29 protein-coding genes and 1 pseudogene are annotated in these 22,392 nt (G+C 51.1%); 4 read left to right on the forward strand and 26 right to left on the reverse strand.

What is annotated here, in order from left to right; genetic code table 11:
* Positions 1 to 129 precede the first annotated feature (129 nt).
* The 3 genes from SIB83_RS02885 to SIB83_RS02895 form a co-directional block, all read right to left on the reverse strand.
* Positions 130 to 387, reverse strand: coding sequence for a hypothetical protein (locus SIB83_RS02885; protein WP_413403527.1), 258 nt, complete (start codon positions 385 to 387; stop codon positions 130 to 132).
* Positions 388 to 833: 446 nt separating this feature from the next.
* The gene (locus SIB83_RS02890) at positions 834 to 1,019 is read right to left on the reverse strand and encodes a hypothetical protein (protein WP_413403529.1); all 186 of its coding nucleotides are present in this window, start codon (positions 1,017 to 1,019) and stop codon (positions 834 to 836) included.
* A 322-nt stretch (positions 1,020 to 1,341) separates the two neighbouring features.
* On the reverse strand, positions 1,342 to 1,773 hold the full coding sequence (locus SIB83_RS02895) for a hypothetical protein (RefSeq protein ID WP_413403530.1): 432 nt from the start codon (positions 1,771 to 1,773) through the stop codon (positions 1,342 to 1,344).
* On the opposite strand from SIB83_RS02895, the gene SIB83_RS02900 reads away from it, so the two are divergent.
* Entirely contained in the window at positions 1,774 to 2,775 is a 1,002-nt protein-coding gene (locus SIB83_RS02900) for a hypothetical protein (RefSeq protein ID WP_413746725.1), read from the forward strand.
* 503 nt (positions 2,776 to 3,278) lie between these two features.
* Here SIB83_RS02900 and SIB83_RS02905 read toward each other — a convergent pair.
* The 8 genes and pseudogenes from SIB83_RS02905 to SIB83_RS02940 form a co-directional block, all read right to left on the reverse strand.
* Positions 3,279 to 3,437, reverse strand: coding sequence for a hypothetical protein (locus tag SIB83_RS02905; protein WP_413403534.1), 159 nt, complete (start codon positions 3,435 to 3,437; stop codon positions 3,279 to 3,281).
* 335 nt (positions 3,438 to 3,772) lie between these two features.
* Positions 3,773 to 4,018, reverse strand: a complete 246-nt coding sequence (locus SIB83_RS02910; RefSeq protein ID WP_413746726.1) for a 2TM domain-containing protein — start codon at positions 4,016 to 4,018, stop codon at positions 3,773 to 3,775.
* A 349-nt stretch (positions 4,019 to 4,367) separates the two neighbouring features.
* Entirely contained in the window at positions 4,368 to 4,577 is a 210-nt protein-coding gene (locus tag SIB83_RS02915) for a hypothetical protein (protein WP_413439682.1), read from the reverse strand.
* A gap of 253 nt (positions 4,578 to 4,830) precedes the next feature.
* Positions 4,831 to 5,028: a hypothetical protein gene (locus SIB83_RS02920; protein WP_413746727.1), complete on the reverse strand. Its 198-nt coding sequence runs from the start codon at positions 5,026 to 5,028 to the stop codon at positions 4,831 to 4,833.
* 751 nt (positions 5,029 to 5,779) lie between these two features.
* A pseudogene (locus SIB83_RS02925) lies at positions 5,780 to 6,095 on the reverse strand (DUF3303 domain-containing protein).
* A 175-nt stretch (positions 6,096 to 6,270) separates the two neighbouring features.
* Positions 6,271 to 7,488, reverse strand: a complete 1,218-nt coding sequence (locus SIB83_RS02930) for a YbfB/YjiJ family MFS transporter (protein ID WP_413746728.1) — start codon at positions 7,486 to 7,488, stop codon at positions 6,271 to 6,273.
* A 359-nt stretch (positions 7,489 to 7,847) separates the two neighbouring features.
* On the reverse strand, positions 7,848 to 8,432 hold the full coding sequence (locus tag SIB83_RS02935) for a ferritin (RefSeq protein ID WP_413746729.1): 585 nt from the start codon (positions 8,430 to 8,432) through the stop codon (positions 7,848 to 7,850).
* A gap of 869 nt (positions 8,433 to 9,301) precedes the next feature.
* Complete coding sequence (locus tag SIB83_RS02940) at positions 9,302 to 9,574, reverse strand: DUF1651 domain-containing protein (RefSeq protein WP_413746730.1); 273 nt, start codon at positions 9,572 to 9,574, stop codon at positions 9,302 to 9,304.
* 177 nt (positions 9,575 to 9,751) lie between these two features.
* On the opposite strand from SIB83_RS02940, the gene SIB83_RS02945 reads away from it, so the two are divergent.
* Complete coding sequence (locus tag SIB83_RS02945; RefSeq protein ID WP_413403544.1) at positions 9,752 to 9,952, forward strand: hypothetical protein; 201 nt, start codon at positions 9,752 to 9,754, stop codon at positions 9,950 to 9,952.
* Between the two features lie 55 nt (positions 9,953 to 10,007).
* On the opposite strand, the gene SIB83_RS02950 is transcribed toward SIB83_RS02945, so the two are convergent.
* The 3 genes from SIB83_RS02950 to SIB83_RS02960 form a co-directional block, all read right to left on the reverse strand.
* On the reverse strand, positions 10,008 to 10,712 hold the full coding sequence (locus tag SIB83_RS02950) for a mechanosensitive ion channel family protein (RefSeq protein ID WP_413746731.1): 705 nt from the start codon (positions 10,710 to 10,712) through the stop codon (positions 10,008 to 10,010).
* 347 nt (positions 10,713 to 11,059) lie between these two features.
* A complete protein-coding gene (locus tag SIB83_RS02955) occupies positions 11,060 to 11,347 on the reverse strand; it encodes a hypothetical protein (RefSeq protein WP_413746732.1) in 288 nt (95 codons plus the stop codon).
* Positions 11,344 to 12,150, reverse strand: a complete 807-nt coding sequence (locus SIB83_RS02960; protein ID WP_413746733.1) for an extracellular solute-binding protein — start codon at positions 12,148 to 12,150, stop codon at positions 11,344 to 11,346. The genes SIB83_RS02955 and SIB83_RS02960 overlap by 4 nt, the downstream gene beginning before the upstream one ends.
* A 775-nt stretch (positions 12,151 to 12,925) precedes the next feature.
* Here SIB83_RS02960 and SIB83_RS02965 point away from each other — a divergent pair.
* Entirely contained in the window at positions 12,926 to 13,345 is a 420-nt protein-coding gene (locus SIB83_RS02965; protein ID WP_413746734.1) for a YnfA family protein, read from the forward strand.
* Between the two features lie 152 nt (positions 13,346 to 13,497).
* Here the strand turns inward: SIB83_RS02965 and SIB83_RS02970 are convergent, their stop codons facing one another.
* The 9 genes from SIB83_RS02970 to ftsH form a co-directional block, all read right to left on the reverse strand.
* Positions 13,498 to 13,716 (reverse strand): hypothetical protein, encoded by a 219-nt coding sequence (locus SIB83_RS02970; protein WP_413746735.1) that lies wholly within the window; start codon positions 13,714 to 13,716, stop codon positions 13,498 to 13,500.
* 79 nt (positions 13,717 to 13,795) lie between these two features.
* Positions 13,796 to 14,227, reverse strand: a complete 432-nt coding sequence (locus SIB83_RS02975; protein ID WP_413746736.1) for a cupin domain-containing protein — start codon at positions 14,225 to 14,227, stop codon at positions 13,796 to 13,798.
* 157 nt (positions 14,228 to 14,384) lie between these two features.
* Positions 14,385 to 14,585 carry a hypothetical protein gene (locus SIB83_RS02980; RefSeq protein WP_413746737.1) on the reverse strand — a complete coding sequence of 67 codons (201 nt, stop codon included), beginning with the start codon at positions 14,583 to 14,585 and terminating at the stop codon, positions 14,385 to 14,387.
* A 355-nt stretch (positions 14,586 to 14,940) separates the two neighbouring features.
* Positions 14,941 to 15,108 carry a high light inducible protein gene (locus tag SIB83_RS02985; protein ID WP_413403559.1) on the reverse strand — a complete coding sequence of 56 codons (168 nt, stop codon included), beginning with the start codon at positions 15,106 to 15,108 and terminating at the stop codon, positions 14,941 to 14,943.
* Between the two features lie 155 nt (positions 15,109 to 15,263).
* Positions 15,264 to 15,509 carry a hypothetical protein gene (locus SIB83_RS02990; RefSeq protein WP_413746738.1) on the reverse strand — a complete coding sequence of 82 codons (246 nt, stop codon included), beginning with the start codon at positions 15,507 to 15,509 and terminating at the stop codon, positions 15,264 to 15,266.
* Between the two features lie 284 nt (positions 15,510 to 15,793).
* Positions 15,794 to 15,997 (reverse strand): hypothetical protein, encoded by a 204-nt coding sequence (locus SIB83_RS02995; RefSeq protein WP_413403562.1) that lies wholly within the window; start codon positions 15,995 to 15,997, stop codon positions 15,794 to 15,796.
* A gap of 76 nt (positions 15,998 to 16,073) precedes the next feature.
* Complete coding sequence (locus SIB83_RS03000) at positions 16,074 to 16,283, reverse strand: hypothetical protein (protein ID WP_413746739.1); 210 nt, start codon at positions 16,281 to 16,283, stop codon at positions 16,074 to 16,076.
* A gap of 212 nt (positions 16,284 to 16,495) precedes the next feature.
* Positions 16,496 to 17,452, reverse strand: a complete 957-nt coding sequence (argF, locus tag SIB83_RS03005) for an ornithine carbamoyltransferase (protein WP_413746740.1) — start codon at positions 17,450 to 17,452, stop codon at positions 16,496 to 16,498.
* A 52-nt stretch (positions 17,453 to 17,504) separates the two neighbouring features.
* The gene (ftsH, locus tag SIB83_RS03010) at positions 17,505 to 19,382 is read right to left on the reverse strand and encodes an ATP-dependent zinc metalloprotease FtsH (protein ID WP_413403567.1); all 1,878 of its coding nucleotides are present in this window, start codon (positions 19,380 to 19,382) and stop codon (positions 17,505 to 17,507) included.
* 137 nt (positions 19,383 to 19,519) lie between these two features.
* Here ftsH and SIB83_RS03015 point away from each other — a divergent pair, with 137 nt between their 5' ends.
* On the forward strand, positions 19,520 to 20,242 hold the full coding sequence (locus SIB83_RS03015; protein WP_413746741.1) for a potassium channel family protein: 723 nt from the start codon (positions 19,520 to 19,522) through the stop codon (positions 20,240 to 20,242).
* On the opposite strand, the gene ribD is transcribed toward SIB83_RS03015, so the two are convergent.
* The 3 genes from ribD to SIB83_RS03030 form a co-directional block, all read right to left on the reverse strand.
* Positions 20,217 to 21,353, reverse strand: coding sequence for a bifunctional diaminohydroxyphosphoribosylaminopyrimidine deaminase/5-amino-6-(5-phosphoribosylamino)uracil reductase RibD (gene ribD / locus SIB83_RS03020; protein WP_413746742.1), 1,137 nt, complete (start codon positions 21,351 to 21,353; stop codon positions 20,217 to 20,219). The two genes, SIB83_RS03015 and ribD, sit on opposite strands and share 26 nt — an antisense overlap.
* The gene (locus SIB83_RS03025) at positions 21,353 to 21,850 is read right to left on the reverse strand and encodes a DUF3122 domain-containing protein (RefSeq protein ID WP_413746743.1); all 498 of its coding nucleotides are present in this window, start codon (positions 21,848 to 21,850) and stop codon (positions 21,353 to 21,355) included. Before SIB83_RS03025 ends, ribD begins: the two co-directional genes overlap by 1 nt.
* Before the next feature lie 180 nt (positions 21,851 to 22,030).
* Positions 22,031 to 22,363, reverse strand: coding sequence for a hypothetical protein (locus SIB83_RS03030; RefSeq protein ID WP_413746744.1), 333 nt, complete (start codon positions 22,361 to 22,363; stop codon positions 22,031 to 22,033).
* Positions 22,364 to 22,392: the final 29 nt, after the last annotated feature.

Consider the following 22,392-nt stretch of genomic DNA (forward strand, 5'->3'; position numbering starts at 1 on the left):
CACTGTGCCAGCTGCTTGGTGGCCTGCCCGCAGGGAGGCACAAGCGATGAAAGTACTTCAGGTCATGGCGTTTCAAGGCCGAACTGACCGACTCCACTCGTTCCACGACATCCACCAGGGTGATCTTTTTCATGGATAGAGATCGGGGCAGGATGCAAGAAGCCCCTTGGCGATTGCCTCAGCAAAGCCTTGGTCGCCAACGGACATGGCATAGGTGGTGAGCTCCGTTGCAAACCCCTGGTTCAGCACATAGTCCACAGCCTCTGTTCCCACTGCAGCAACTCTGCCTTTCTCTGCGGTCAACTCACACATTCGATCGATCAACACGTCAAACCACTCGTCGGTTGGATAAGCGGAGACTGGATTGAACAGAGCACCTGAAGCCAAAAGCAGTGCCGAACATGCACTTGAAAACTTCAACACCCATTTCCATTGAGAACAGCGACCATCAGCTGCCATTGGGCACAATCCTGATTCTCAAGACCAACATACAGATCCTTGAATTCCTCCAATAAAACGACATCCACAACCACCTTGGCAGAAACCTCTTCAGAGCGGTCAAGTCGCATCGCGCACAGTGCTGTGATCCGCTTAGAAAAAGCTACTAACCAGGATCAAACCCAATGCCGAGCCTTGCCCGTCAATAGAAAGTTGACTGGGCATTGAAACGTTGAAAACCATTCCACAATTCGCACAAGTAATCAACAGCCATTGTGGAAAAAACACCAAACTCTTGGCCTTCTATCAATGAATTCTCAGCCAACAGCATTACAAAACTGCTGTTCACAAAATTAAAAAGATTCTATAAATAACCCACGCTTAAGCAGGCTGATTCACTTACTCCTGTTGATCAGCCACGCAAAGATCACGAGGATCAGCAAGGTAGGAATAATACCGATTAATTTTCCCACATAAAACACGAAGAATACAAGTGCAAAAAGAATAACAACCTTGCCAGCTGTTGTGGAAATGAGTTTTTTCCAGTTGATTTTTTTATTGCTTCGACAGTTCTTCGCCATCGCTTTGACTTGAATGATCTAACTCGTGGATAGCAAACATTGAGCAATACTGCAATCCATCACTGGTCATCACTGCAACTCACAAAACCATTGCCAGACCCGACCGATCAAGATTGCATCCAGCGATGACCTCGCAAGTCACGCTCTACACCCCTAAGGACTGGTTGAGCGGAACCACCGGGAGAACATCTTGGCGGACGATGCCCACTGCGGAAGAAAGAGGAGACACAATCAGCATTGACGCATCAATAGTCAAATTTGCCGATATAAAACCATTTTTGCAACTGCTCAGAGGGTTGGCATCGTCTGTGATCCCATTGGCTTAGAGCGCTTGAGCACAACGCTCCATCTTCGCCTCATAAGCGAGACCTCCAAGAATGGGGCTGGTGACCTCACTTGCGCCCGCTGCAATCACCACAGAGCAAGTGAAAATCACAAAACGCTGGTGCATTGATCCATGAGGCAGATCCAGCATGCAAAAGTTCAAGCCCCCAACTTCGCCCACCCTGATCCGGTTCACCTCCCCCGAAGGAGCGAAATCATGGAAACCGCTTAGAAACTCGCTGATGCCTGTCAACAGTATCTCGACGAAAGCTTGAATCAAGGACACAGTGCAACCGGCGCACGCCAGGACAACCGAGCACTGACCATTGAGACCAGAGACAGAGAAGGCATTGATCGTTACGATTGAACATCGAAGCCGCACGCTGAAAATGCGTGAAAACTCTTGGAATTTATCAATCAGAGCGCGCAAGTGAGAACAACCAACATCGATACTCTGAGGATGATTGAATACAATGACAATTCAGAAGTTCAGGCTATGGCGGCCAGCATTCTTTCTGGGCTCATCACAAAGTATGCGGCAAAGACAATCGAAGATTTACCCGAAAACGAGGCTGTACACATTTGTGAATATGGCTGCGCCACAGGTGGATCATCCATTGAACCAATCAAAGCGATTGAAGGAGTGGCGACCAAACGCAAACTTGAAATAATCATGAATGACTTGCCCAAAAACGACTGGTCCACACTTAAAGCCCTGATTGAGAAAAAATTTCCGGATATCAAATTTTTATATTCTGCAAAAACAATGTATTCCCCTGTTGCTGAAGCAGCTTCCATCCATCTTGGCTTTTCATGCTTCGCCCAGCACTGGCTGAATGGTGGCGCTCCAACTGGACTTCCCGGTGACGCGCTGTGGGCCAACCAGCTATCGCCGCGGTGCCCTGAACACGAATCCTGGCAAGAAGCATCCAGGGACAATTGGCAAAAGAAACTCGAGCTACGCGCGACCGAGATAATCCCCGGAGGCAGATTGATACTCCACATACATAGCTCGTTGAATGACGGAGCACTCAGCGAAAGATTTGCCACAACATTGCAAAAGGCCAAGGCGAAAATGATCGCAAATAATGAGCTGAGCAAAGATCAAGCTCTTGATCTGTTGGTTCCACAATATTGCAAGTCTCCAGCAGAAATTTTCAACATCGTGTGCACACCTAAAATCAATTCTTTATGGCAACTGGAAGAAGCGCACTATCAACAACTTCTCTGCGACGAACAACTCGAACAAACCAATATACAGAAACAGATTAAATTTTTAAAAGGATTCATGGACTCAACACTGAAATTATCACTCAATACGTCTCAGTTAACCCAGTTTTGGCAACATGTTATCGAACTAGCATCGGAAGATAAAACTGCTCTAACCTCAAACGGAATGTCTACATTTATGAGCCTGAAAAGACGTCAGTGACCTCAATGTCACAACAATGAAAAAGTGATTATGGCCGGCAAACAGAAGAGAATTGGCGAACAGCGACTTGACCTCTTGGCACGACCTAAGGCGAAAGCGGTTCGCATGAATGCTCTTCAGGGCTGTAGACACGACCCAAAAGAATCCTTGAAGCCAGTCTGACTCTGAAAGGATCTGTCCAGTGATTTCTACCAGCAAGAGAAATCACTTCTTTGATGAACAGCGTGTTTGCCTCTCTCTTCGTCATCTGGGCGCAACAACTCACCAAGTGTTACTTGAAAACACAGTGAGAATTCAAGGGTTGAGATCATTACTTATTCACGCTGTGCCTTATAGAGTCTTGATGAGTCTCATAACTACTGCCATAGATCGCTAAAAGATTCAACACGAAGTTTTTTCCCGCAAAATGAAAAAACATAAAGAGACGCAGGTGATCTACAACACCAAGACGAACCAACCCAAGGCGATGCATCACCAGGGTGAAGGCGGCAACAGCATCTGAATCAAACCGAATCAGGCATCAACTCAGAGACACTGGGCATCGGGTCGGGCTTTCCATCTGCAATAGCTCTGGCACGCAGATAAAACCAGCTGCTGGTATCACCCTGAGCTTCCAGCCTCTCGGCGATGGCTTTCCAGTTGTTGAGTTCCGTTTGATCCACAAAAGCACTGCATCTTTGTCAATCCTGTAGATCAGCCAATCAATCTGCGACCTCTCCAGGTCGTGATGACCGGCCTTGGGCAGAAAGCAGGACTCTCTTCTCTGGTCGGCCGCTCTGCTCATCGTCGAGCCAGCTGAAGGGATGACTCAGCCAACGCCCCTCAAAAACTCACCCCGTCAGCAAGCTGATCAGCGTTCTGACGACCGTTCAACCCAGCAGATCAGTGAAGGTGCGCTCACTCCAGAGCACATTCAGCCAGTCATTGATGCACAGGTTTCAACTGCATCAGATCAGTGGAGTGGGGAACGACCCACAAGCTCAGGAGTCCAGTCGCTTCATTTCACGCTCGATCTCATCCTCACTGATCGGCTTAGGTCGATGGTTGAAGCGATTGCTTGCCAGACCAAGGCCAGCCCCCAGAAAGCAATCGGCCAGATTGGCCAGAAATCTCCACGCCCTGACAGCGCCCAGATCACAACAAGCGTGACGTTGGTGATCGCATAAAGCCTGAGTTGTCTTTCCAGCCCCCTCCGCTGTTTGAGGCTTGCCAGGGCAGTAGCTCTCAGCTCTTTGTCATTCATTGATTGAACCGCCCTTGATCTTCCAGACGTATAGCAAGATCCTTTGGCAAGAATGTCCTCACCAGTGCACTGACACTTGGATCTCGTTGGAGATGGATTTTCCAGGCGATCCAATTCGAATCATCAGTCGCCAAGCACTGCAATCTCTTCTGCGGGCAAAGCCGCTGGGACAGAGACAACGCTTAAAGCGGAACTCTATGAACGCCACACATCCAAGGATCCACCACATCAACAATGCAAAGACAACAGTGATTGCATGAGCTAAATCTCAGAGAGATCCTTGATCAGCCGTGGCTTGACTCGTTCGTCGCAAAGACAGGTCCATTAAAAATGCCTACAGAAGTTCATTTCATAAATCGAACATTGTTTTGCAATCAGACAACGTGATGACACATTGAACATCTTTAGATTGTGTATTGAAAACTCTATATGTTTCACCTGTAGCCATGCACTTCGTGCGAGCACTGACAAAGGCCTTGAACTCAGTTTTATACTGAATTTCTGGCACCCATACTTCATATTCAGATGATGCGTCTTTCAATCGCTCAATCGTGTACATGGATAACCCCTGGATGATTCATGCTGATCAACGCCAAGACAAACAGACGAAATCAACAGGTTCTTGTTGGGATCATCGATCCAGTTAGCGAAGCATCGGTTCAGGCCTATCGGATGACAAGCAACTGACAGCAAAGCCTGAACGCGTAAACATCTACGCAAGCCGGTGAAACCGCAGCATGACACGATCAAACAGCTGCAATTGACACTGCAGCAAAGGTATTGCACTCAATCAGAGCATTGATCGACACTTCTTAGAGTCCCTTTGATTGCCGAATGGCCCATGCACTTGCGGCTTGCTGCTGCTGCCAGGCGAGCAACAGATCTTTGGCAATCGAGCGAAGCTGCTGCACATCGCTAGAACTATCAATCTCGCGTGAGAACTTCTCAATTTCAAACTTTTGGCCCAGAGTCAAAGCAAGTGGTTCCATCAGATCTTCTGGCGTAGCCATCTGAAATTACCCCAGAAACTTCTGAACAGCAAACCAAAAACGTAGTTTTTGCAACAGATTTCAGGGAATCATGCTCAAGTCAATACATTGTTTTGATTACAAAGCGTTGCCTGAATCAGCTCATGACAGTCATAGGATCTGCTAGCAGGCTTAAAAAGGATTATCAATACTGAATTCCATGCATCTCTCCTGGAAAAAACACCTTGAACTGTCCAGGGTTGTATCGAATGCAGCAGACAAAGATCGCGGAATCGGACTTGCCCTGATGGGAATTGCACTCACGATGCTTGCGAAAGATCTGCTGATCCATGAAACACAATCCTCCGCGGCCGAAGCCAAGCACGAAATCAAATTCACATAATGTCCAATCCATCAACTCTCTGGATAACCATGGACTATTCAAAATCAACGAGATATTGAACAATCAAACCTTTTACAAGCAAACCAACCCGCACCATTCGCGGTGGAAGGTCATCAATAATTCTTTGTTGACAGATAGAACGTCACCACAAGCACAGCAAGTACAACAATCAGCTCCATGGAGACGCGTCTGTCTTCGACGATGATCTCTGCAGATCCCAATCAAATCCGTCGCCTATGAGACGCTTTGCATAAAAAGCGATGGAACACCAATAAAAAAAGCCGGATTGCTCCAGCCTCTATCCCTCCTTTTCACTTCACTGCCTTCGACGTCATCGTTCAAAACTCTGTTCAGCCTCGCTAAGACTATGTTGGATCCAGAAGCCTTGATTCAGTCAGCGTTACCAGATGCTTGAACTGAGGGCCACATCGATGCGAACTCGGAGTCTGAAACAACCGGTGTGACTTCGAATTTGATGCCGAACCCTTTGATCCAGGGGGCGAGATGAGTCCACACTTTGCCAATGTCACTGGCCACTGCAATTGCCATCCCTCTGCCTGCGATGGGATCGCATACCCGGTATTTCAGTTCAAAGCCATCAAACCTCTCTCCCGGTCCCCTGCATTGATGTACTCCGCAAAAGGGGAACAAGCTTCCCAGGACCCCGCACTGTTGGGAAGTTCCAGACGATCAGATAGTGCTGCACAAGGTTGATACAAGGCCAGTCACCCGTAGCAGAAACAGGACAATCCAGGAGTTGCGGTTGATTCACGCCATGGTCAACACGAGCAGGCTCTGGCCACAGAACTCTGCGTCAACCCAGGGGGGGGTAATCAGTGCTGTGATCAACCTGAAGGCGCATCGAAGCAAATCTCGGACGTTCAATCGGACATCAACTGTGATTGGTGACTGGAAGACATTAAATATTGAGTGCATTCAAGCGCAAACTGAATCACTACAGCTGCAACTCCCAACAACAAAATCAGGTTCAGATGATGATCTGAAAGCTGAGATGTAACTGATGAAAAGGTTATAAAACCAAGCGCCCCTACTGAAGTGGCTACAGACCAGGCTCGACGCTGCGAGTCCTCGTTACACAGTTGCCCAAGACGGTCGAGCGTGAGCGTACCAGTCATCATATCCCATACACCAATCAGAAAAATAGAGACAGACAACGTCGAGATGTTCTCTGAGAGACCGAAAAGTACCACTCCAAAAAGACCAACCATGGAGATCAAAGGCAGAAATAATTTGGTTGTCAGCCTTGAAGGTGCAACTGACGGAATCAGACCGCCAATGATCAACCCCACTCCAAACAAACTGTCGATACTGCTTGAAATCTTTGGGTCCAGCCCAATTGTCCTGGTGGCAATCAACGGCTCATAGAGGATTGCTGGAACCTGTCCAACCTGCATCAAAGCGAAGCCAAACACAATGATGGCTATCAACACATGTGATTGGTTGCCAACACCTGGCCTCTGTTCAACAGAAGACTGAGTCACAACCACATCAGATACGTCTATTTTCTGAGGTCTTGGTCTTATCAACAGACTGGTTGTTGGCAGGCTCAGAACGATCGTCAAAATGAAAAGAAGAGTCCAGGCTGACGGTGCGGACGTTGGAGAAAACAAACCAATGGCAACAGCTCCAAGCAAGGAGCCGATCCCCCCACCACACATGATCAAACCAGTGGCTTGTCGTCTCCAATGGGGCGGGACACGTTCGAGAGCGAGGGTTGGCAGACCAGAGACAACATGGGCGGCTCCCCATCCACACAGCAGTCTGAGGATTGACTGGCTTGTGAAATCGATCAACCTACCTTCGAGAAGGGTTGAAGCGATAATTGTGATCAATGAGATCCGCACATATCGTATTGATGCTTGCCTGTTTTTGACATAAGCCTGTTGTATGCAGCCAGCCAGGTAGCCAAACATATTGATTGCTGCAAGCTTGCCGATATCTTCAACAGCAATCCAGTTTGCATCCGCCATCAGGCTGCCGATGATTCCAAAGTCAAACCGGACCAACCCAAGGGCGATTGCGATCCCGCAGGATCCACCCAGAAGATCAAAGAGCCACTTTTCAACACTGATTTTCACTCTCTGAGACTCCCAGCATCCGACCCAGTGATGAAGAGCAGTTGGATTGATGTCATAGACAGCGTTAGAGCTCGTTGATCCCTGTATGCATCAACAGGTAGCAGCAACGATCGAGAGTGTGTGCAATACACCGGCCGGAACCAGGCCAGTGAGAAAGACCCAGATGATCGCCATTGACTGAATGACATCTGATCATGATCAGAATCGGCAACAGCGAGTTGTTGCTCATTGCAGGTGAGTGCACTGCCTGCCCACGGGCGCTCAAGCAAACAAAAACCCCGCACTGGGCGGGGCCGTGGGGACCGGGATGGTCAATCAATCGCCAGGTGGGGCTCCTGGCTGAATCAACCGATCGTTGCTCAGCCTTCAAGCTTGGCCGGCTCGGCCTCGCCTTCCCTCAGCTCGGCATCGATCATCATCACAGCAGCTGGGTTGCCGGCAGCGAACCTGACCCGGCCCAGCAGATAGGCCGCTTCATGTTCAGACAGGCGCTGATCATCAACAATCGGATCCAGGAACACACTCGTGCGGCGGTCGAGGTCCTGATCAGCCGTTCCGTAGAGCTGCAGCACCGAGGCGGTCACATCAGCCTCCATCCGGAAGACATTGGCGATCACCTGCTCCACATCAGGCCATTGCTGACGGGGTGGTTCAACGGTGTCGAGCACAGGCCGCTGACCCCTGCTGATCAGATAGTCAGCGAACTTGGCAGCATGCTGCTCCTCCTGCTTGGCTTCATCACGCAGGTGCTCGGCAAAGCCGGTCAGTTCACGTTCTGCAAACCAGATCGCAGCAGCGAAATAGTCAGCAGCTGACTGACGCTCAAGGTTGAGGTGGGCCTGCATCAGATCGAGCATTTCGCCCGACATCGGCTCGGCCATCGCCCGCCCGGCAGGACCAACAGGAATGGTGATGGTGGCTTGAGCAGTCGCTGAATTTGTCATGTCGAAACTCGGGGAGGGATGAACCAGTTCTACATCACAAAAGAGCAAAAGTTAGGCGTAAAAACCGAACACGAAGCAATCAAAATATGCTTTTGAGAATCACACTCAAAAGCCGTAAATATGCTCTTGAGAATCACACTCAGCAACCTAAATCTGCTGCTGAGAATCAGTTTCGTTTGCACTGCTCTTGTGCGCTGCCTCGCATCGCAATCCACAACCCCTCAAGGCGTCACCAACGCCCGTCTTGCCAACATGAAGGGACACGGGCGAAAGCCTGTGGCTGCAGGTGGCTTGTCTTATCGACAACGGACAAACAGGGGCATGGCTCACCACGCAGCGAATCATTTCCGTCTGGAAGCGACTCAGGCGACACTTACTGAATATCAACGGTCAAAACCTAAGTAGCTTTTGTGCACGCCAAATCACTCGAATGCATGGCACTAACACAAAAAGTTTGCTGATATTTACTGAGGCTGTTTTAAGTGATGGAGAACACATGATTGAAATGATTCAAAAACGAGGCAAGTCATTCCTGGCCTCGATCGTTCTGGTTCTGTTCGTTTTCGGAGTTGTGCAGATGATCATTAACGCTTAAAACGGCCTTTTCCTTGATTCTCCTGGCCTGAACTAGGTTTCCGTTATGCAGCCAGGCCAGTCTGAAAGATGAGCTGATCAAAAACAGAGCGCTGGGATCAACAGAGATAATTGAACAGTTCAGCTTTTGAAACACCCTTTAGTTTGCAAAAGCTCTTCAGGCTCTGATGCGGCAAAGAGATCTTTGATCTCACTGCCTTGCAGACACCGATCAAGCCTGCCGTCGTGAAAGCATCGAGTTCTGGATGGCAGCTGCTCAACGATCAACGCTTCGACTAACGGACTGGCGGTGCACAACGACGCCAACCGACCTTGACCAGATGCTTCCAGGTCTCACTGGCACTTTGGTGTGAGAGCTTTCGCCTGGAATGTGGAACCGGCGGCTGCGGGCGAACCCAGCTGTACGTTCTCAGTTCAACCCACTGCCCATGGGTCATCGACACATCAGGCTTGAAGTGCAGCACCAATTGCTGTTGACCGTTGACAAGCCAGCTTTCTCCCTGAGGCCTCTCTTCAGAGACGGTTAAAGAGGAGGGTCGAATGGACATGAACTGGATTCTGCCTTCACGTGCAACTCAGTCGCCACTGAAAGTGGCCAACTCAGCACGTTTGGGATCAATTGTGCAAACAGCAACGATTGGCTTTCACATCTGGTTCTGTGATCGAATCAGCGTCTGTCTGGCTATCAAAGGGGGAACAGCAGGCACACGATGGGAGCGCTTCTGATGATCAGCCTGCTGATGATTGCAACCGATGGACCGGTCACTCCCTCTGAACTGGGCCTGGACAACCAAAACGAAACTGTGGCTGAGCATTCGAAAGAGAGTCCATCAGCCTGGACTGGTGGGCCAGACACCAACATGTGGACTGGTGGTCGTCAGCAGACGAACGATGCATCAACTCAGCAACCAGCCTTGGAAAAATGACAGAGACAAGGATTTCACCTGATTCATCGAAACCTGATGCTCGAGATTTGAGAACTTACGTGGATGGATTTTGCTGAACAGTTTGAGTGTGAATGTCTACCGAACCTGGGATATGAAGTGTGCGCTGTGGAAATGGTATTTCAATCGAATTATCTTTCAATACTTGCCAAATCATTAGATTCACTTCGCTAGTTACACGAATTCCTCCCATCACATCCTGAATGAAAAATTTTACATAAAAATCAAGACTTGAATCACCATAGGCAATGAACATGGTTGATGGAGCAGGATCAGACAAAACCTCTGGGTAAGATGTCACAACATCTGTGATTAACTTGATGACCAGATATGGATCACTTCCATAGCTGACGCCAAAATATGATTTTTGCGCAATGATATTATGATTTTTGGTATAAGTTGTGATTTGGTTTGCAAAAAACAAATTGTTCGGAATGATTCTTTCGGAATGGTCACCAGCATTGGTCACGGTTACAGCTCTCAGCCCACATTCAGTTATTTTTGCAATTTGAAAAGCTTCACTGGAGCTGTCGAGCAGATTGAGATTGATCACATATCCTGGCTTGGTGGAGCCCTCCATCAGCAACCAGATACCGCTAACAAAATTGCTGATAATTTCTTTCAAGCCCAGACCAATCCCCACAGAAAGACCACCGGTGAACAGACCAAACACCGTTGGATTGATGCCAATAGTGCCGACAATGAAAAACATTCCAAAACCAATAAGACCGTATCGAAGCAAAGTGAAAATAGCTTTGGATATTTAACGGCTTTCAATTTTTTCAGATCCAAAAAGCCATTGCAATATCTGCGTAGCTAGCGATGAAAAATTAATCCATAAATAAAGCCCCACTGTTAGCAGGAGTGCATCACCAAGGTTAAAAGGAGTGCCAAAGAGCTGAATAATGGGTGCACCAAACAACGATTTTGGGTCGCCAAATATTTGAATCAGCTTGAAAAAACATATCCAATAAAAGCAGGCATAAAAAGCCTTCGCTTATATTTTATGATTTGACCAGCTTTGCCTTTGCCTGCTATATGGATCAATAATTGAAAAGAAACACTTAAAGCGATATAAGTCAGCAACATTTAACATATCTGTTGAATCAAACCATTGGGTCTGTTCAGGATCTCCATCAAGCCATAGACCATCAACAATAAAACCAAAGCCATCAGAGTGGCTACAGCCCTTCTTTTGATAGGTATTTTCAATGATTTAAAATCAATCTTGGCTTTGAACTCAAGCAACACACAGAACAATAACGCAGCAAAGATGATCAGAATCTGCGTACTGACAGCTGGCCTGCTGACGGCAAGCCAGAGCTCATTGGCAAAACGTATGATCGGTTGCAGATCAATTTGACTGGCGGGTGTCATTGTTGAATCTCCAGAAGATCAACAATTTCATTACTGGCCTGCACTGGGTCGATCAGCCCTGCTGTGGCATCTTGATAAACATCTTGGATCGAATTAAAATTGAGGCTGATGATTTCAAGCTTTTCATCGGTCAATTCAGATGAATTAATGAAAGACTTTTCTGAAGTACTGAGTACTGGCAGAAGATCTTTATTGAAATCACTATTTTGATTAACGGGCAAAAGAGAGTTCCAATTAATAGCAATCTGCTGCTGCTGGTCAATGCTGATCGCATAGTTGCTAAAACGCAGTGCAAGCTTATTCTGATTGGAGCTCGTGTACGGATTAATGGTAAAAGATGCCCCAGTCAACCTGGATTGAGGCTCTTTGCCGTTCACTGTTGGCATCTCGACAATTCCAAGATTCTCCTTACCGAGTGATTTTCTGAGGTATGGCAAGTCAATGGATTGACAATTGATGATGCTGATTTTGCCCTCTGAAAAATATTGCTTCATCAGTGATGGGTTTTTAAACAGTGCCATATTGGGTTCTTCATCACTTGTTCTGAGCATTGTGATCCAGCCGCTCAGACCCTTTTTGAGTGCCTGACGAGAGCTTGGTTTTGCTCCAAATAATCTCGCATTGAATCCTGGCAAACCACACATTGTTTGAAGAAAGTTTCCTCCTATCGCAGTTGAAATACCAGACCTGGATGCTTCAATCAAGTCATCAAAAGTTCTAGGGGCACTTTTAACAACTTGTTTATTGAAGCAAAGCAACTGAACATTAACAATGAACGGAATTCCATACATTTTTCCATTCACTTTAGATGGCTGCAAAAATTCTTGGGCGCAGCTCCTTAAGCCTCACACTCTTCGGATGTATTGCTTTTATTTCATTTCTTTTACTAAGAGCTGGAATCATGAAATTATGAACCAGCAGTAAGTCTGGCCCTAATCCATCTTTTACTTTTGCAGAATATTTTTTATAAATCTTCGAATCTGAGTATTTGCTCCAAATAACATTCACTGAGCTGTATCAGCCTTCAAAACGCTGAATCAGATCTTTTAAAATTTGATCAATTTTGTTTTGAACCAACGGGTTCATCCCTTCATAGGCTGGAGTCTAGATAGAAAGCGAACCTGGAGGCACTTCCTGATTATTTTTTCCCTTGGAGTCTTTGTCAAACCATGAAACTCCCTGAACCTGACTTCCATAAGAGGAAAGATTGGGGATCGTTGTCGATGCCTCGCGGTTGCAGCCCTCTAGACACATCCCTGATGCCAGCAACGTGGCCGCCGCCAAGGCTGAGTGTCAGAGCATGGCTTTTCAAATCTCCACTTAAATTTTGCCTGTCAATTCAGCTTCAGCAGTGAATCACTTAATTATTTTCGGTTGTGCCAGACAGATCAAAAGGGAAATTCTCCACAAATCTCACTCAGCAATACTGATTACAAGGATCGTTCCCGTGATTCGCTGCAGCCACTTTTGAGGAGAATCATTCAAGAAGCCTTCATCGTTTCCATCGGGCGTGTCATTTGGCGCTGACAATTCTGATCTCAATAGCTAGATAGAGTTCAGAACTGATAACAATCGGCAATGAATGAAGAACTTGATGGCGATGCAAGTCAACCGATCACCGAAACATTAAGTGCAGAGACTACAGAAAGTTCATTGATCTGGACGCCTCAAACAATTGCATTATCCATACTCCTGTTTATTGCTGCTGGACTTCTTGAAGTCGGCGGAGGTTGGCTGGTTTGGCAGACTGTCAGAGAAGATAAAAACTGGACTTATGCAGCAGCAGGAGTGATTGCATTGATTGGTTATGGATTTGTACCCTGTTTGCAACCCACTTCAGATTTTGGGCGCGTTTATGCCATTTATGGTGGATTTTTTATCGTACTCGCTTTTGCCTGGGCAAGGCAGTTTGACGGATACTTACCGGATATCGGCGACTTAATCGGTGCAGGTATTGCACTTTCAGGAGTTTTAGTGATTATGCTCTGGCCACGATAATCAGCCTCGACAAGATTGGCGCGTGCAAGCGAATTCAATCAAAACTTGACGCACTATTAATTTCAACCATTAACTGTGCTGGAAGCACAAAGTTCAAAGCTATTGAGTCTATATTTTCAAACTTGTTGGTACACCGATTGCACAAGTTCAGATCATTGATGATGGCGGCGTGATCCCATCTGCGCACGCCACAAATCAATCATCTCTCGTGCGCGGGCGTGCGCTGAGAGATCGCTGGAATTAACCCCTTGACGATACTTCTGGTCAAGGAGCTGATCCAACCAATCGAGGGCAGCTTCATCGAGATGCCATTCTGTGGGGTACTTATTCATCAGATTCAGCGTTTGAACAGCACTTCGTGAGTTAGCCATCCCAATTCTGACGCGTCATGCACACACCTTGCGATCACTCTCCAACTCCTTCGTCGATCAAACTGCTTGCAGCACAGGATCAAGACATTGGGTTACAGGGATTCCAAGGCGGTGGTTCTGAAACCTGTATCAACATCAGTTCAACAGGAGTATCTCCAACAGCCCATGAACGGTGGCCTTTGTTGTTCAGTGTTCCCTGATCACCACCGAAACTGATCTCTCCGGGTCCCATTTCAACAATGCACCCATCCATTGTTTCAACACACCATGTTCCATTCAAAGGAATAATCCATTGAGGCCTGGGATTTTCGTGCCAATCCTTTAGATCTCCTGGCATCAAAATGAGCGTAATGATGGTGGCTGGGCCGGTGTAGTGGATGGCGTTCCAAAGGGGAGTCGCTCCTTCAGCAAAAACAGATTGCTTATGGTCGTTGAATGCATGCCTTGTCTGGTGGCTTACACCCTGCTCATCCACCCAGACTCGCCAGAAGCGGAGATCAACCGTCTGCATGAAACCTGATTCAACAATTCATTATGGAAAAGCTGGTGGATAATCCTTCACAAAGCCATAGAACTTAACCGCCTGAATACTGAACAGAAATTAATACTGGCTGAATTAGTACCTGACGATAATTGCAGCTGATAATAAATTATAACTGGAAGAATATTCAACGATCGAGATACTCCTGAATCAATTCTTTCACGGCATCTTCTGATTGTCTTTTCTGAAAATCCTCAAGAGTTTCGATTTTCATGATCTGAAGATCAAAAAGCAGCTCGATGACCGCTCCTCCGTTACATTCTTCGCTCGAATAAGCCTCAGTCGAGTGAAGCAACTTGGCAAGGTGTCGACTTAAATCATCTTCCATTAGCGTGATTAACTGAACCCTATCGAATCAGCTTAAGGCAAACACTCTTTTCAACAACCAGTTTCCCGATCACCACGCCACGGTAATGAAAGCATCTCGCTTCTCGATCATGAACTAATGGCAGTGGTTCCTGATGACCGACTTTCAGAACATTGATCTCCAGACATGACTCCATGTACCGACTCAGCTGTGATTCAACTGGTTAGCTGATCTGAGCAACGTTGCGTGAAAACACCAAAATATAAAGAGCCAACCTCGACACATCAAGGTTGGCTCTGGCGAAACCAGGATTGAACACTGGTTTAGACCAATGCGTATGTCACAGCAACTCCAGCTGACTGGAGTGCGGTGACAATCACCAGATTTTTGGCAGCAGTGACTGTCCAGCCGCCACTTCAAGCGCGATGGCCACAACAAAACCGAGCATCGCCAGCCGGCCGTTCCAGGTTTCGCCATCCACCCAGGTCTGCATCCCGAAGGTCTCCTCCATGGCGCTCTTGGATTCGGATTGCTGTTCAGCCATCGTGTTTACGTAACTTCATCTATTTTTGCAACGTTATCGGCTTAGAAGGGCGGCAAATGGCACACACAAGAGGTAAGCATGGAGATGAGCCCATGGCTCAACGCTGATGGGGTTCAGATTCGTTACTGCGGTGACGGTTAACGACTCTTCAGTACTCAGTTGTTGTGCAGCTGAACAAGAAGTCTTGCCGCCAGTCCTCTGGAAATCCGCCTCTGCACGAGCAGGTCGCAAATCCAGTCGAACAATGGAATCGAATCAGTGCTTGCAAGCCGTTGCTCAAGCGCTTTGAGCTCGGTGGCACTTCTGCAGCCTCTCAAGGCATCGATCAGTGTGTCTTCCTGCGGTTGTTGGATCAGCACCTGGGTCGAGTTCAAGCCGTAATCCTCATCTGCCCTTGTCATGGCATCACCGAGGCGCTGTTGTCACTGCTTGTGCGTCAGCGCTCACCAAACTTTGATTTCAGCACCATCAGCTGACAAAAAATACACTCCCGGGACATCGGGCATTCTGGTCAGCTCGATTGATTCAGAGAGCTGAACCCTGCTGAAAGCGATGGACTGCTGGCTTGAACCAAACGGCCAAAAACATCCGCAGACATGAGCTCAAGATCAAGAGGGTCGTTTGAATCGCGTCATGACCAGGCACAACGCGATCCGATCGTCACGATTCTGCAGCCGCTGATCAATCAGCTGAAGAAGCTGAGAAGACCTGAGAAATCAATTCCCTTGGTCGACTCATTGAAGCCCCAGACCTGTTGAACAATTCCCTTGCCGGTGACAGCCTCAACGGCCAGACCAATCACAAGGCCAAGCATTGCTGCACGGCCATTGAGCTTTTCACTGAAGACCTTCTGAGGGTCGGGGGTGTTGGGAGTGGAGGAAGACATCATCGTTCCGATAGTGCCAAAACGTTAACAAACGTAACGAGGCGTTGACGAAGGTTGAATTGATGGGATCTGGCCGACGCTAAAGACTTGCCTGAGCGACGAGCCTCCCACCGCGGCGGCTGCGCAACCGGTTCAGGTCTTCAAGATCAGCGCGAGAGGCGTCAGCGAGCTCGATGGTGTCTCTGGTCTCCAGAAATGCCTGCTCAATCAGCTGAGTCTTGGCATGCGTGACAGCGCCAATGCCCACCGTGAGGGAAAGGGCATAAACGACGACGGATTTGACGGACATGGCTGGTTGGAGTGCTTGTTGAAGTGCTCGTTGAAGGGAATGGTTGGGTGCAAAGCCCCTTCGACTCCTTCAAGATCACAGCTCCTCTGGTGAACCCCACTGCAAGGCTCTGGTACAGATCAGCAGGGGTTCTGGTGAAGCTCCGGTGAACAGCAGAGAATCACGGTTGGATCAAACCCCCTGCTCTCTCCCACCAGGCCTGGCCTCACTGATCAGAGACCACCCAGCAGAGCAGCCAGCAACGCCTGTTGGGCATGCAGGCGATTTTCCGCCTGATCGAAGATCCTGCTGGCGGAGCCCTCCATCACCTCCGCACTGATCTCTTCACCGCGATGGGCAGGCAGGCAGTGCAACACGATAGCGCGGGAATCGGCCTGAGCCAGCAGCGCTTCATTCACACAGAATCCCTGGAAGGCCTGTTGCCGTTCGAGCTGTTCCTGCTCCTGGCCCATGGAGGCCCAGACATCGGTGTAAATCACCTGAGCTCCGCTCACCGCAGCTGCAGGATCACTGCTGACGCTGATCTCTGCACCACCAACAGCCAGAGAACGGGCCTGATCGAGCACTCCTGGCAGGGGCTCGAAGCCATCGGGGCAGGCGATGCGCACATTCACGCCCAGCAGAGCACCACACAGCATCAGGGAGTGGGCCACGTTGTTGCCATCGCCCACATAGGTCAGGGTCTGACCCTGAAGCTCACCGAATGTTTCCTGCATGGTGAGGAAGTCGGCCAGAGCCTGACAGGGATGCTCCAGATCGGTGAGAGCATTGATCACGGGAATCGAGGCCCAGTAGGCGTAATCAGCCAGCTCCTGCTGAGCGTATGTACGTACAGCGAGCACATCACAGAAACGACTCAACACCCTGGCGGTGTCTTCGAGTGGTTCACCTCGCCCCAGCTGGGTGACCTGCGGATTGAGATCAACGGTCTGGCCGCCAAGCCTGGCCATCGCCACCTGGAAACTGACGCGTGTGCGTGTGGAGGCTTTGGTGAAGATCAGGCCGAGAACACGATTACCAAGATCGATCCTGCGATCACCACTCTTGAGCTGCCTGGCCAGTTCAAGCAGGGCTGATGTCTGTTCAGCCGTGGCATCCGCCGACGACAGATAGTCGTTGCCGCTCAGTGCCGAAAGGACGGCAGCAACGCTGGTGGTGGCGGACGTCATGGACTGACTTCAAAGGATTGTTATCGGGGACAAAGCACGAATCCGTCAAGCCTCAGGCGGCAATGGCCTCAGGCATGACGCTGGCATCAAGCATCTCCTTGAGCTCATCGCCTTCAATCACTTCCTTTTCCAGAATCTTCTGGGAAATGGTTTCGAGCAGTGCCATGTTCTGCCGCAGGATCGTCAGCGCCTGGTCATGGGCGGTGTCGACCAGTGCCCTGACCTCTTTATCGATGGCCTGAGCCGTGGCATCACTCACGGTGCGGCGAGGATTATTGCCGCCGCCAAGGAAGCGACCTCCACCCTGCTTGTCGTAAGCCAGTGGTCCAAGCGTTTCGCTCATTCCGTAAGTGCCGACCATCTGCTCGGCGATATCCGTGGCTCGCTGCAGATCGTTGGAGGCACCTGTGGTGACCTTGCCGAATACGACTTCCTCCGCAGATCTACCACCCAGCAATGTGGCGATCTGGCCCTGCAGCTCCTCTCTGGAATTGAGGAAACGTTCTTCAGTGGGGAGCTGCAGGGTGTAACCAAGTGCACTCATGCCGCGGGGCACGATCGAAATCTTGGCCACCTTGCTGCCGCCGGGCATCAGGTGCCCGACGATCGCGTGGCCCACCTCGTGGTAAGCCACAACCTTCTTTTCATCGTCCTGGAGAACACGGCTCTTCTTCTCCAGACCGGCCACCACTCGCTCAATCGCTTCGCCGAGATCCTGCTGTTCCACCTTGGTGCGCATGGCACGGGCCGCCAGCAAGGCAGCCTCGTTCACAAGATTGGCAAGGTCAGCGCCGGCGAAACCGCTGGTGGCCTGAGCGATGCGATCGAGATCCACACCTTCGGCCAGCTTCACTTTCTTGGCGTAGATCTCCAGGATCGTCTTGCGTCCGGAGAGATCGGGGCGGTCCACCAACACCTGGCGATCGAAGCGACCGGGACGCAGCAAGGCGGCATCGAGAACCTCCGGCTGGTTGGTGGCTGCCAGCACGATCACCGGTTTGTCCTTGGAGGCGAAACCGTCCATTTCGGTGAGCAGCTGATTAAGGGTCTGCTCGCGTTCATCGTTACCACCGACAACACCCATGGAACCTGAGCGGCTCTTGCCGATGGCATCCAGCTCGTCGATGAAAATGATGCAGGGCGCATTTTTCTTGGCCTGCTCGAACAGATCACGAACGCGCGCCGCGCCGGCACCGACAAACAGCTCAACGAATTCCGAGCCGCTGATGATGAAGAAGGGCACACCCGCTTCTCCAGCCACCGCTTTGGAGAGCAGCGTTTTGCCGGTTCCCGGAGGACCGACGAGCAATACGCCTTTGGGAATCCGCGCACCGATTTCGGCATAGCGATCAGACGACTTGAGGAAATCAACGATCTCAGCCAGCTCGTCCTTGGCTTCATCAACGCCGGCCACATCAGCAAAGGTGACGCGCGATTGTTCATCGGGGACGTAAACCTTCGCCTTGCTTTTGGTGAAGTTCAGTGCTCCCTGCGCTCCGCCGGCTCCCATGGAGCGACGTGCGAAAAACTGCAGCACAAGGATGAAGATCAGCGGGGGAACCACCCAGCTGAGAATCGTGGTGAAGATATTGGGCTTCTTCGGAGGGGCAGCAGCGAACTCAACGCCCTTGGTCTCCAAGCGCTGCGGCAGATCCATGTCGAAGATTGGCGTCGTCGCCAGCACCGAGGGAGCTCCTTCCTCGGCTTCAGACAGCTCGTAACGGATCTGATCCTGGGTGATGTAGGCGCGCTTGACAGCACCGTCGTTCACCTGATCAATGAACAGCGAGTAGGGCACTCGCGGAACCTGCTGCATGCCCTGGTTGGGAACGAAGCTGCTGATCAACAGCAGTACACCGAAACCGATCAGCACCAGGTTGAGGATTCCAAAGCGGCGATTGGGGCGGTTGTCGTCCTCGCGGATCGGCATGAATCACGTCCTGTGCTGGCCCAAGGCTAAAGCCGGTATTCCAAGCCGGGTCGCCGCGGGATGGCGGAGAACCGAACGCCACATCATGGCGATGAAACTCGCCAGCACCGACAAACCTGGCCATTCTCGAAGTGAGCGTGGCAAACACGATGCAGCTGGAACGCGGACACAGGCAACGCAAGGAAACGATCTATCAGCTGCTTCTGCTGCTTTGCCTGCTGGTGATGGCGAGTTTCGCCTTCCCCCGAATCAGCTGGTTGGGCAACCTCGGCTATGCCTTGATCGCCCTGCTGCTCACCCAACTGGTGATGCTGCACAAGCCGGTGCTGAGCGTGCCCGACCGGCTGTATCAAACGCTGGGAATCGTGGCGCTGCTGACTCAGCTTGTGTGGCTGTTCACTCCGCTCCAGTGGTACCTCAGCGCCATTCCTCTTGTTGTGAGTTGGAGTCTGCTGGTGGGCTGGAGCGTGGTGCGCCTCGTGAAGCGACTGGCCAGCGAACAAAGCGTGAATTCCAGGGTGCTGATGGGGGCAGCCGCTGGTTACCTGCTGCTGGGCCTGACCTCTGGACTGGTGATGACGGGCGTCGAAACAATCCAGCCCGGCAGCTTCGCGCCAATCGACATGCCAGGGGTCGAGATGGTGGGCAACTCCATCGTGTTGCTCCTCACTCCAGTGTTCGCGCAGATCAACTATTTCGCCTTCGTCTGTCTGACAACCCTTGGCTTCGGCGACGTCACCCCCGGTTATCCACTGGCGCGGATGTTGGCTGTGTCCACAGGTGTGGTCGGACAGTTGTATCTGGCGGTGGTGATGGGAATTCTGATCGGGCGAATCAGTTCGGAGCTGCAGAAGCACTGAGTTGCGCCTGCAGCAGCAGATCCTGACCAAGGCTCCGGCCTGGCTCGCAGTTCAACCTCAGCACCTGATCCATCGCCTTGAAGCCCAGCTCACCCAGGGGGGTTCGAGCCAGCTCTCCGCCCAGCAGTTTGGGGGCAATCACCGCCGCAATCTCCTGTACGCACCCCTGCTGCAGGGCCGCAGCTGCCAAAGCGGGGCCGCATTCCCACAGCACCCGGTTGCAGCCACGGCGTGCAAGTTCAGGCAGCAGCTGTTCAGGCTCAGAGCGCTCGAGCGTCTGGAGCTCCACACCCTTGGCCTTCAAGGCGGCCATCCGATTGAGCTGCGATTCGAGCGCCACCGCTTCGGCGGTTGCATGGGCCACCAGGGTGGGTGCTGTGGATGGCTGCCAGAGCTGCGCCGACTCGGGCAGCTCAAGACTGCGGCTGAGCACAACTCGCAGCGGTTCAGGTGAGCGACGGCCACGGCTGGTGAGCATGGGATCGTCGGCCCGCACGGTGCCCCCACCCACGATCACCGCATCGCATCGAGCCCTGAGTTCATGCACCCAGGCGCGCGCCCGCGGGCCACTGATCCACTGACTGGCGCCATTGGGCAGGGCGGTGCGTCCATCCAGGCTCATGGCCCATTTGAGAATCCCCCAGGGACGGCCGGTGCGCACACGATGCACAAAGGTCCGGTTCTGATCAGCGGCCTGTGCAGCCAGGATGCCGCTGATCACCTCCAGACCGGCATCGCGCAGACGCTGCAGGCCGCCGCCGGCAACGCGCGGATCAGGATCCGTTAACGCCACCACAACCCGCTGGATTCCTGCAGCAAGAATCGCTTCGGTGCAGGGAGGCGTTCTGCCCTGATGGCAGCAGGGTTCCAGGGTGACCACAATCGTGCCGCCCCGGGCGGAGGAGCCTGCCTGAGCCAGAGCCCCCGGTTCGGCGTGGGGAAGACCTGCCCGTGCATGGAAACCCTCTCCCACCAGACGCCCCTGTGCATCCAGCACAACTGCACCGACCAGTGGGTTCGGGCTGGTGCGCCCTTCAGCCAGTGCTGCCAGCTGCAGGGCGCGGCGCATCCAGGGAATCCAGCGCTGCTCTGAAGAAGCCGGAGCAGCCATCAGCCGAGCGGTTTGGTCTGCACATCACGCCATTCAGCCACCACGTAGGGAGGCACTGGCATTTCGTTGAACACACCAGGCAGGAACAGCCGCAATGGACGCTTGTTGCTGAGATCGTTCAGCAATGGATCAAGGGCAAATTCCACAGCCGCCTCACGGCCGTCGGTGGCTAGTACAGGATTATCGAGCGTGATGTCATCGAGCTGCCACTCCTTGACTCCGGCTTGCACCAGCAGCGAAGTGGGGTGCTCAAGGCGCATCTTGCCCGGGTAACCAACGATGCGCAGCACCACTGGATTGCCAGGCTTGCCGACGCGATAAGCCACCGCCTGCCAGCTCTGATAGTCAAGATCACGCAGGCTCTCCAGGCTGCGCAGCATCGGAGCACCGTTTTCATCCTGATGCTCATGCACCTGAGCGCTGGCCGCTGCCGGCGTGAGCAGCAGCAGCATCACAGCCACCAGCAATGTGCAGAACAGACGGCGCAACGCAAGCATGAACCAGTCACGGGAGTGTGCCCATGATCAGTCATGAACCCGTGAAGCGGGGTTGCCGATGCATCCGTGCATGGGTGCGCCCTCAGCAGATCAGCTCATCAAAGAACCGCCAGCACGTTGTCGAAAGACGAGCCGGTTGTGATCGCTCACATTCACACAATTAAAAAGTGAACCGCTCAATCAGAAGCGGGCCACACACTTTTGTTTTTCTGGCTCCATCATCACCCCAACCAGAGCTGCCCCGGGCTGGCCGGCCTGATTAGCTAACTGAGTGATGGCCGACAAGGTTTTGCCGTCGTAGCGACTGTTGTAACTGCTCACCATGCAGTTGCAATAACCGCGCTGATTAGAAATATTGGGAGTCTTACCGGCAAGGCATCCCTTGACAAATCCATCATTGATTCGACGGGTCAATTGAGCACTGGAGGGCTGAGACTGAGCCGTCTGGGCAATAACAGCATCAGGAATCAATGCTGCAGACAAAAGACAAAGTGCCAGGGATTCAACGCGCATGGAACTTGATAGACGTGAAATCAGCATGA

The organism is Synechococcus sp. MIT S9507 (assembly GCF_047304715.1).
In the GTDB taxonomy this organism is placed as follows: Bacteria; Cyanobacteriota; Cyanobacteriia; order PCC-6307; family Cyanobiaceae; genus Synechococcus_C.

Bases quoted from the DNA above. Each gene is read 5' to 3' on its own strand.
- SIB83_RS02965 (WP_413746734.1), top strand. From the start codon at position 12,926: ATGAATGAAGAACTTGATGGCGATGCAAGTCAACCGATCACCGAAACA.
- SIB83_RS02970 (WP_413746735.1), bottom strand. From the start codon at position 13,716: ATGGCTAACTCACGAAGTGCTGTTCAAACGCTGAATCTGATGAATAAG.
- SIB83_RS03030 (WP_413746744.1), bottom strand. From the start codon at position 22,363: ATGCGCGTTGAATCCCTGGCACTTTGTCTTTTGTCTGCAGCATTGATT.
- SIB83_RS02910 (WP_413746726.1), bottom strand. From the start codon at position 4,018: ATGAATGACAAAGAGCTGAGAGCTACTGCCCTGGCAAGCCTCAAACAG.
- SIB83_RS02890 (WP_413403529.1), bottom strand. From the start codon at position 1,019: ATGGCGAAGAACTGTCGAAGCAATAAAAAAATCAACTGGAAAAAACTC.
- SIB83_RS02955 (WP_413746732.1), bottom strand. From the start codon at position 11,347: ATGACACCCGCCAGTCAAATTGATCTGCAACCGATCATACGTTTTGCC.
- SIB83_RS02990 (WP_413746738.1), bottom strand. From the start codon at position 15,509: ATGACAAGGGCAGATGAGGATTACGGCTTGAACTCGACCCAGGTGCTG.
- SIB83_RS02920 (WP_413746727.1), bottom strand. From the start codon at position 5,028: ATGGCTACGCCAGAAGATCTGATGGAACCACTTGCTTTGACTCTGGGC.
- SIB83_RS02940 (WP_413746730.1), bottom strand. From the start codon at position 9,574: ATGTCCATTCGACCCTCCTCTTTAACCGTCTCTGAAGAGAGGCCTCAG.
- argF (WP_413746740.1), bottom strand. From the start codon at position 17,452: ATGACGTCCGCCACCACCAGCGTTGCTGCCGTCCTTTCGGCACTGAGC.
- ribD (WP_413746742.1), bottom strand. From the start codon at position 21,353: ATGGCTGCTCCGGCTTCTTCAGAGCAGCGCTGGATTCCCTGGATGCGC.
- SIB83_RS02995 (WP_413403562.1), bottom strand. From the start codon at position 15,997: ATGATGTCTTCCTCCACTCCCAACACCCCCGACCCTCAGAAGGTCTTC.
- SIB83_RS02915 (WP_413439682.1), bottom strand. From the start codon at position 4,577: ATGTACACGATTGAGCGATTGAAAGACGCATCATCTGAATATGAAGTA.
- SIB83_RS02980 (WP_413746737.1), bottom strand. From the start codon at position 14,585: ATGGAAGATGATTTAAGTCGACACCTTGCCAAGTTGCTTCACTCGACT.
- SIB83_RS02985 (WP_413403559.1), bottom strand. From the start codon at position 15,108: ATGGCTGAACAGCAATCCGAATCCAAGAGCGCCATGGAGGAGACCTTC.
- SIB83_RS02935 (WP_413746729.1), bottom strand. From the start codon at position 8,432: ATGACAAATTCAGCGACTGCTCAAGCCACCATCACCATTCCTGTTGGT.
- ftsH (WP_413403567.1), bottom strand. From the start codon at position 19,382: ATGCCGATCCGCGAGGACGACAACCGCCCCAATCGCCGCTTTGGAATC.
- SIB83_RS02975 (WP_413746736.1), bottom strand. From the start codon at position 14,227: ATGCAGACGGTTGATCTCCGCTTCTGGCGAGTCTGGGTGGATGAGCAG.
- SIB83_RS03025 (WP_413746743.1), bottom strand. From the start codon at position 21,850: ATGCTTGCGTTGCGCCGTCTGTTCTGCACATTGCTGGTGGCTGTGATG.
- SIB83_RS03000 (WP_413746739.1), bottom strand. From the start codon at position 16,283: ATGTCCGTCAAATCCGTCGTCGTTTATGCCCTTTCCCTCACGGTGGGC.
- SIB83_RS02945 (WP_413403544.1), top strand. From the start codon at position 9,752: ATGATCAGCCTGCTGATGATTGCAACCGATGGACCGGTCACTCCCTCT.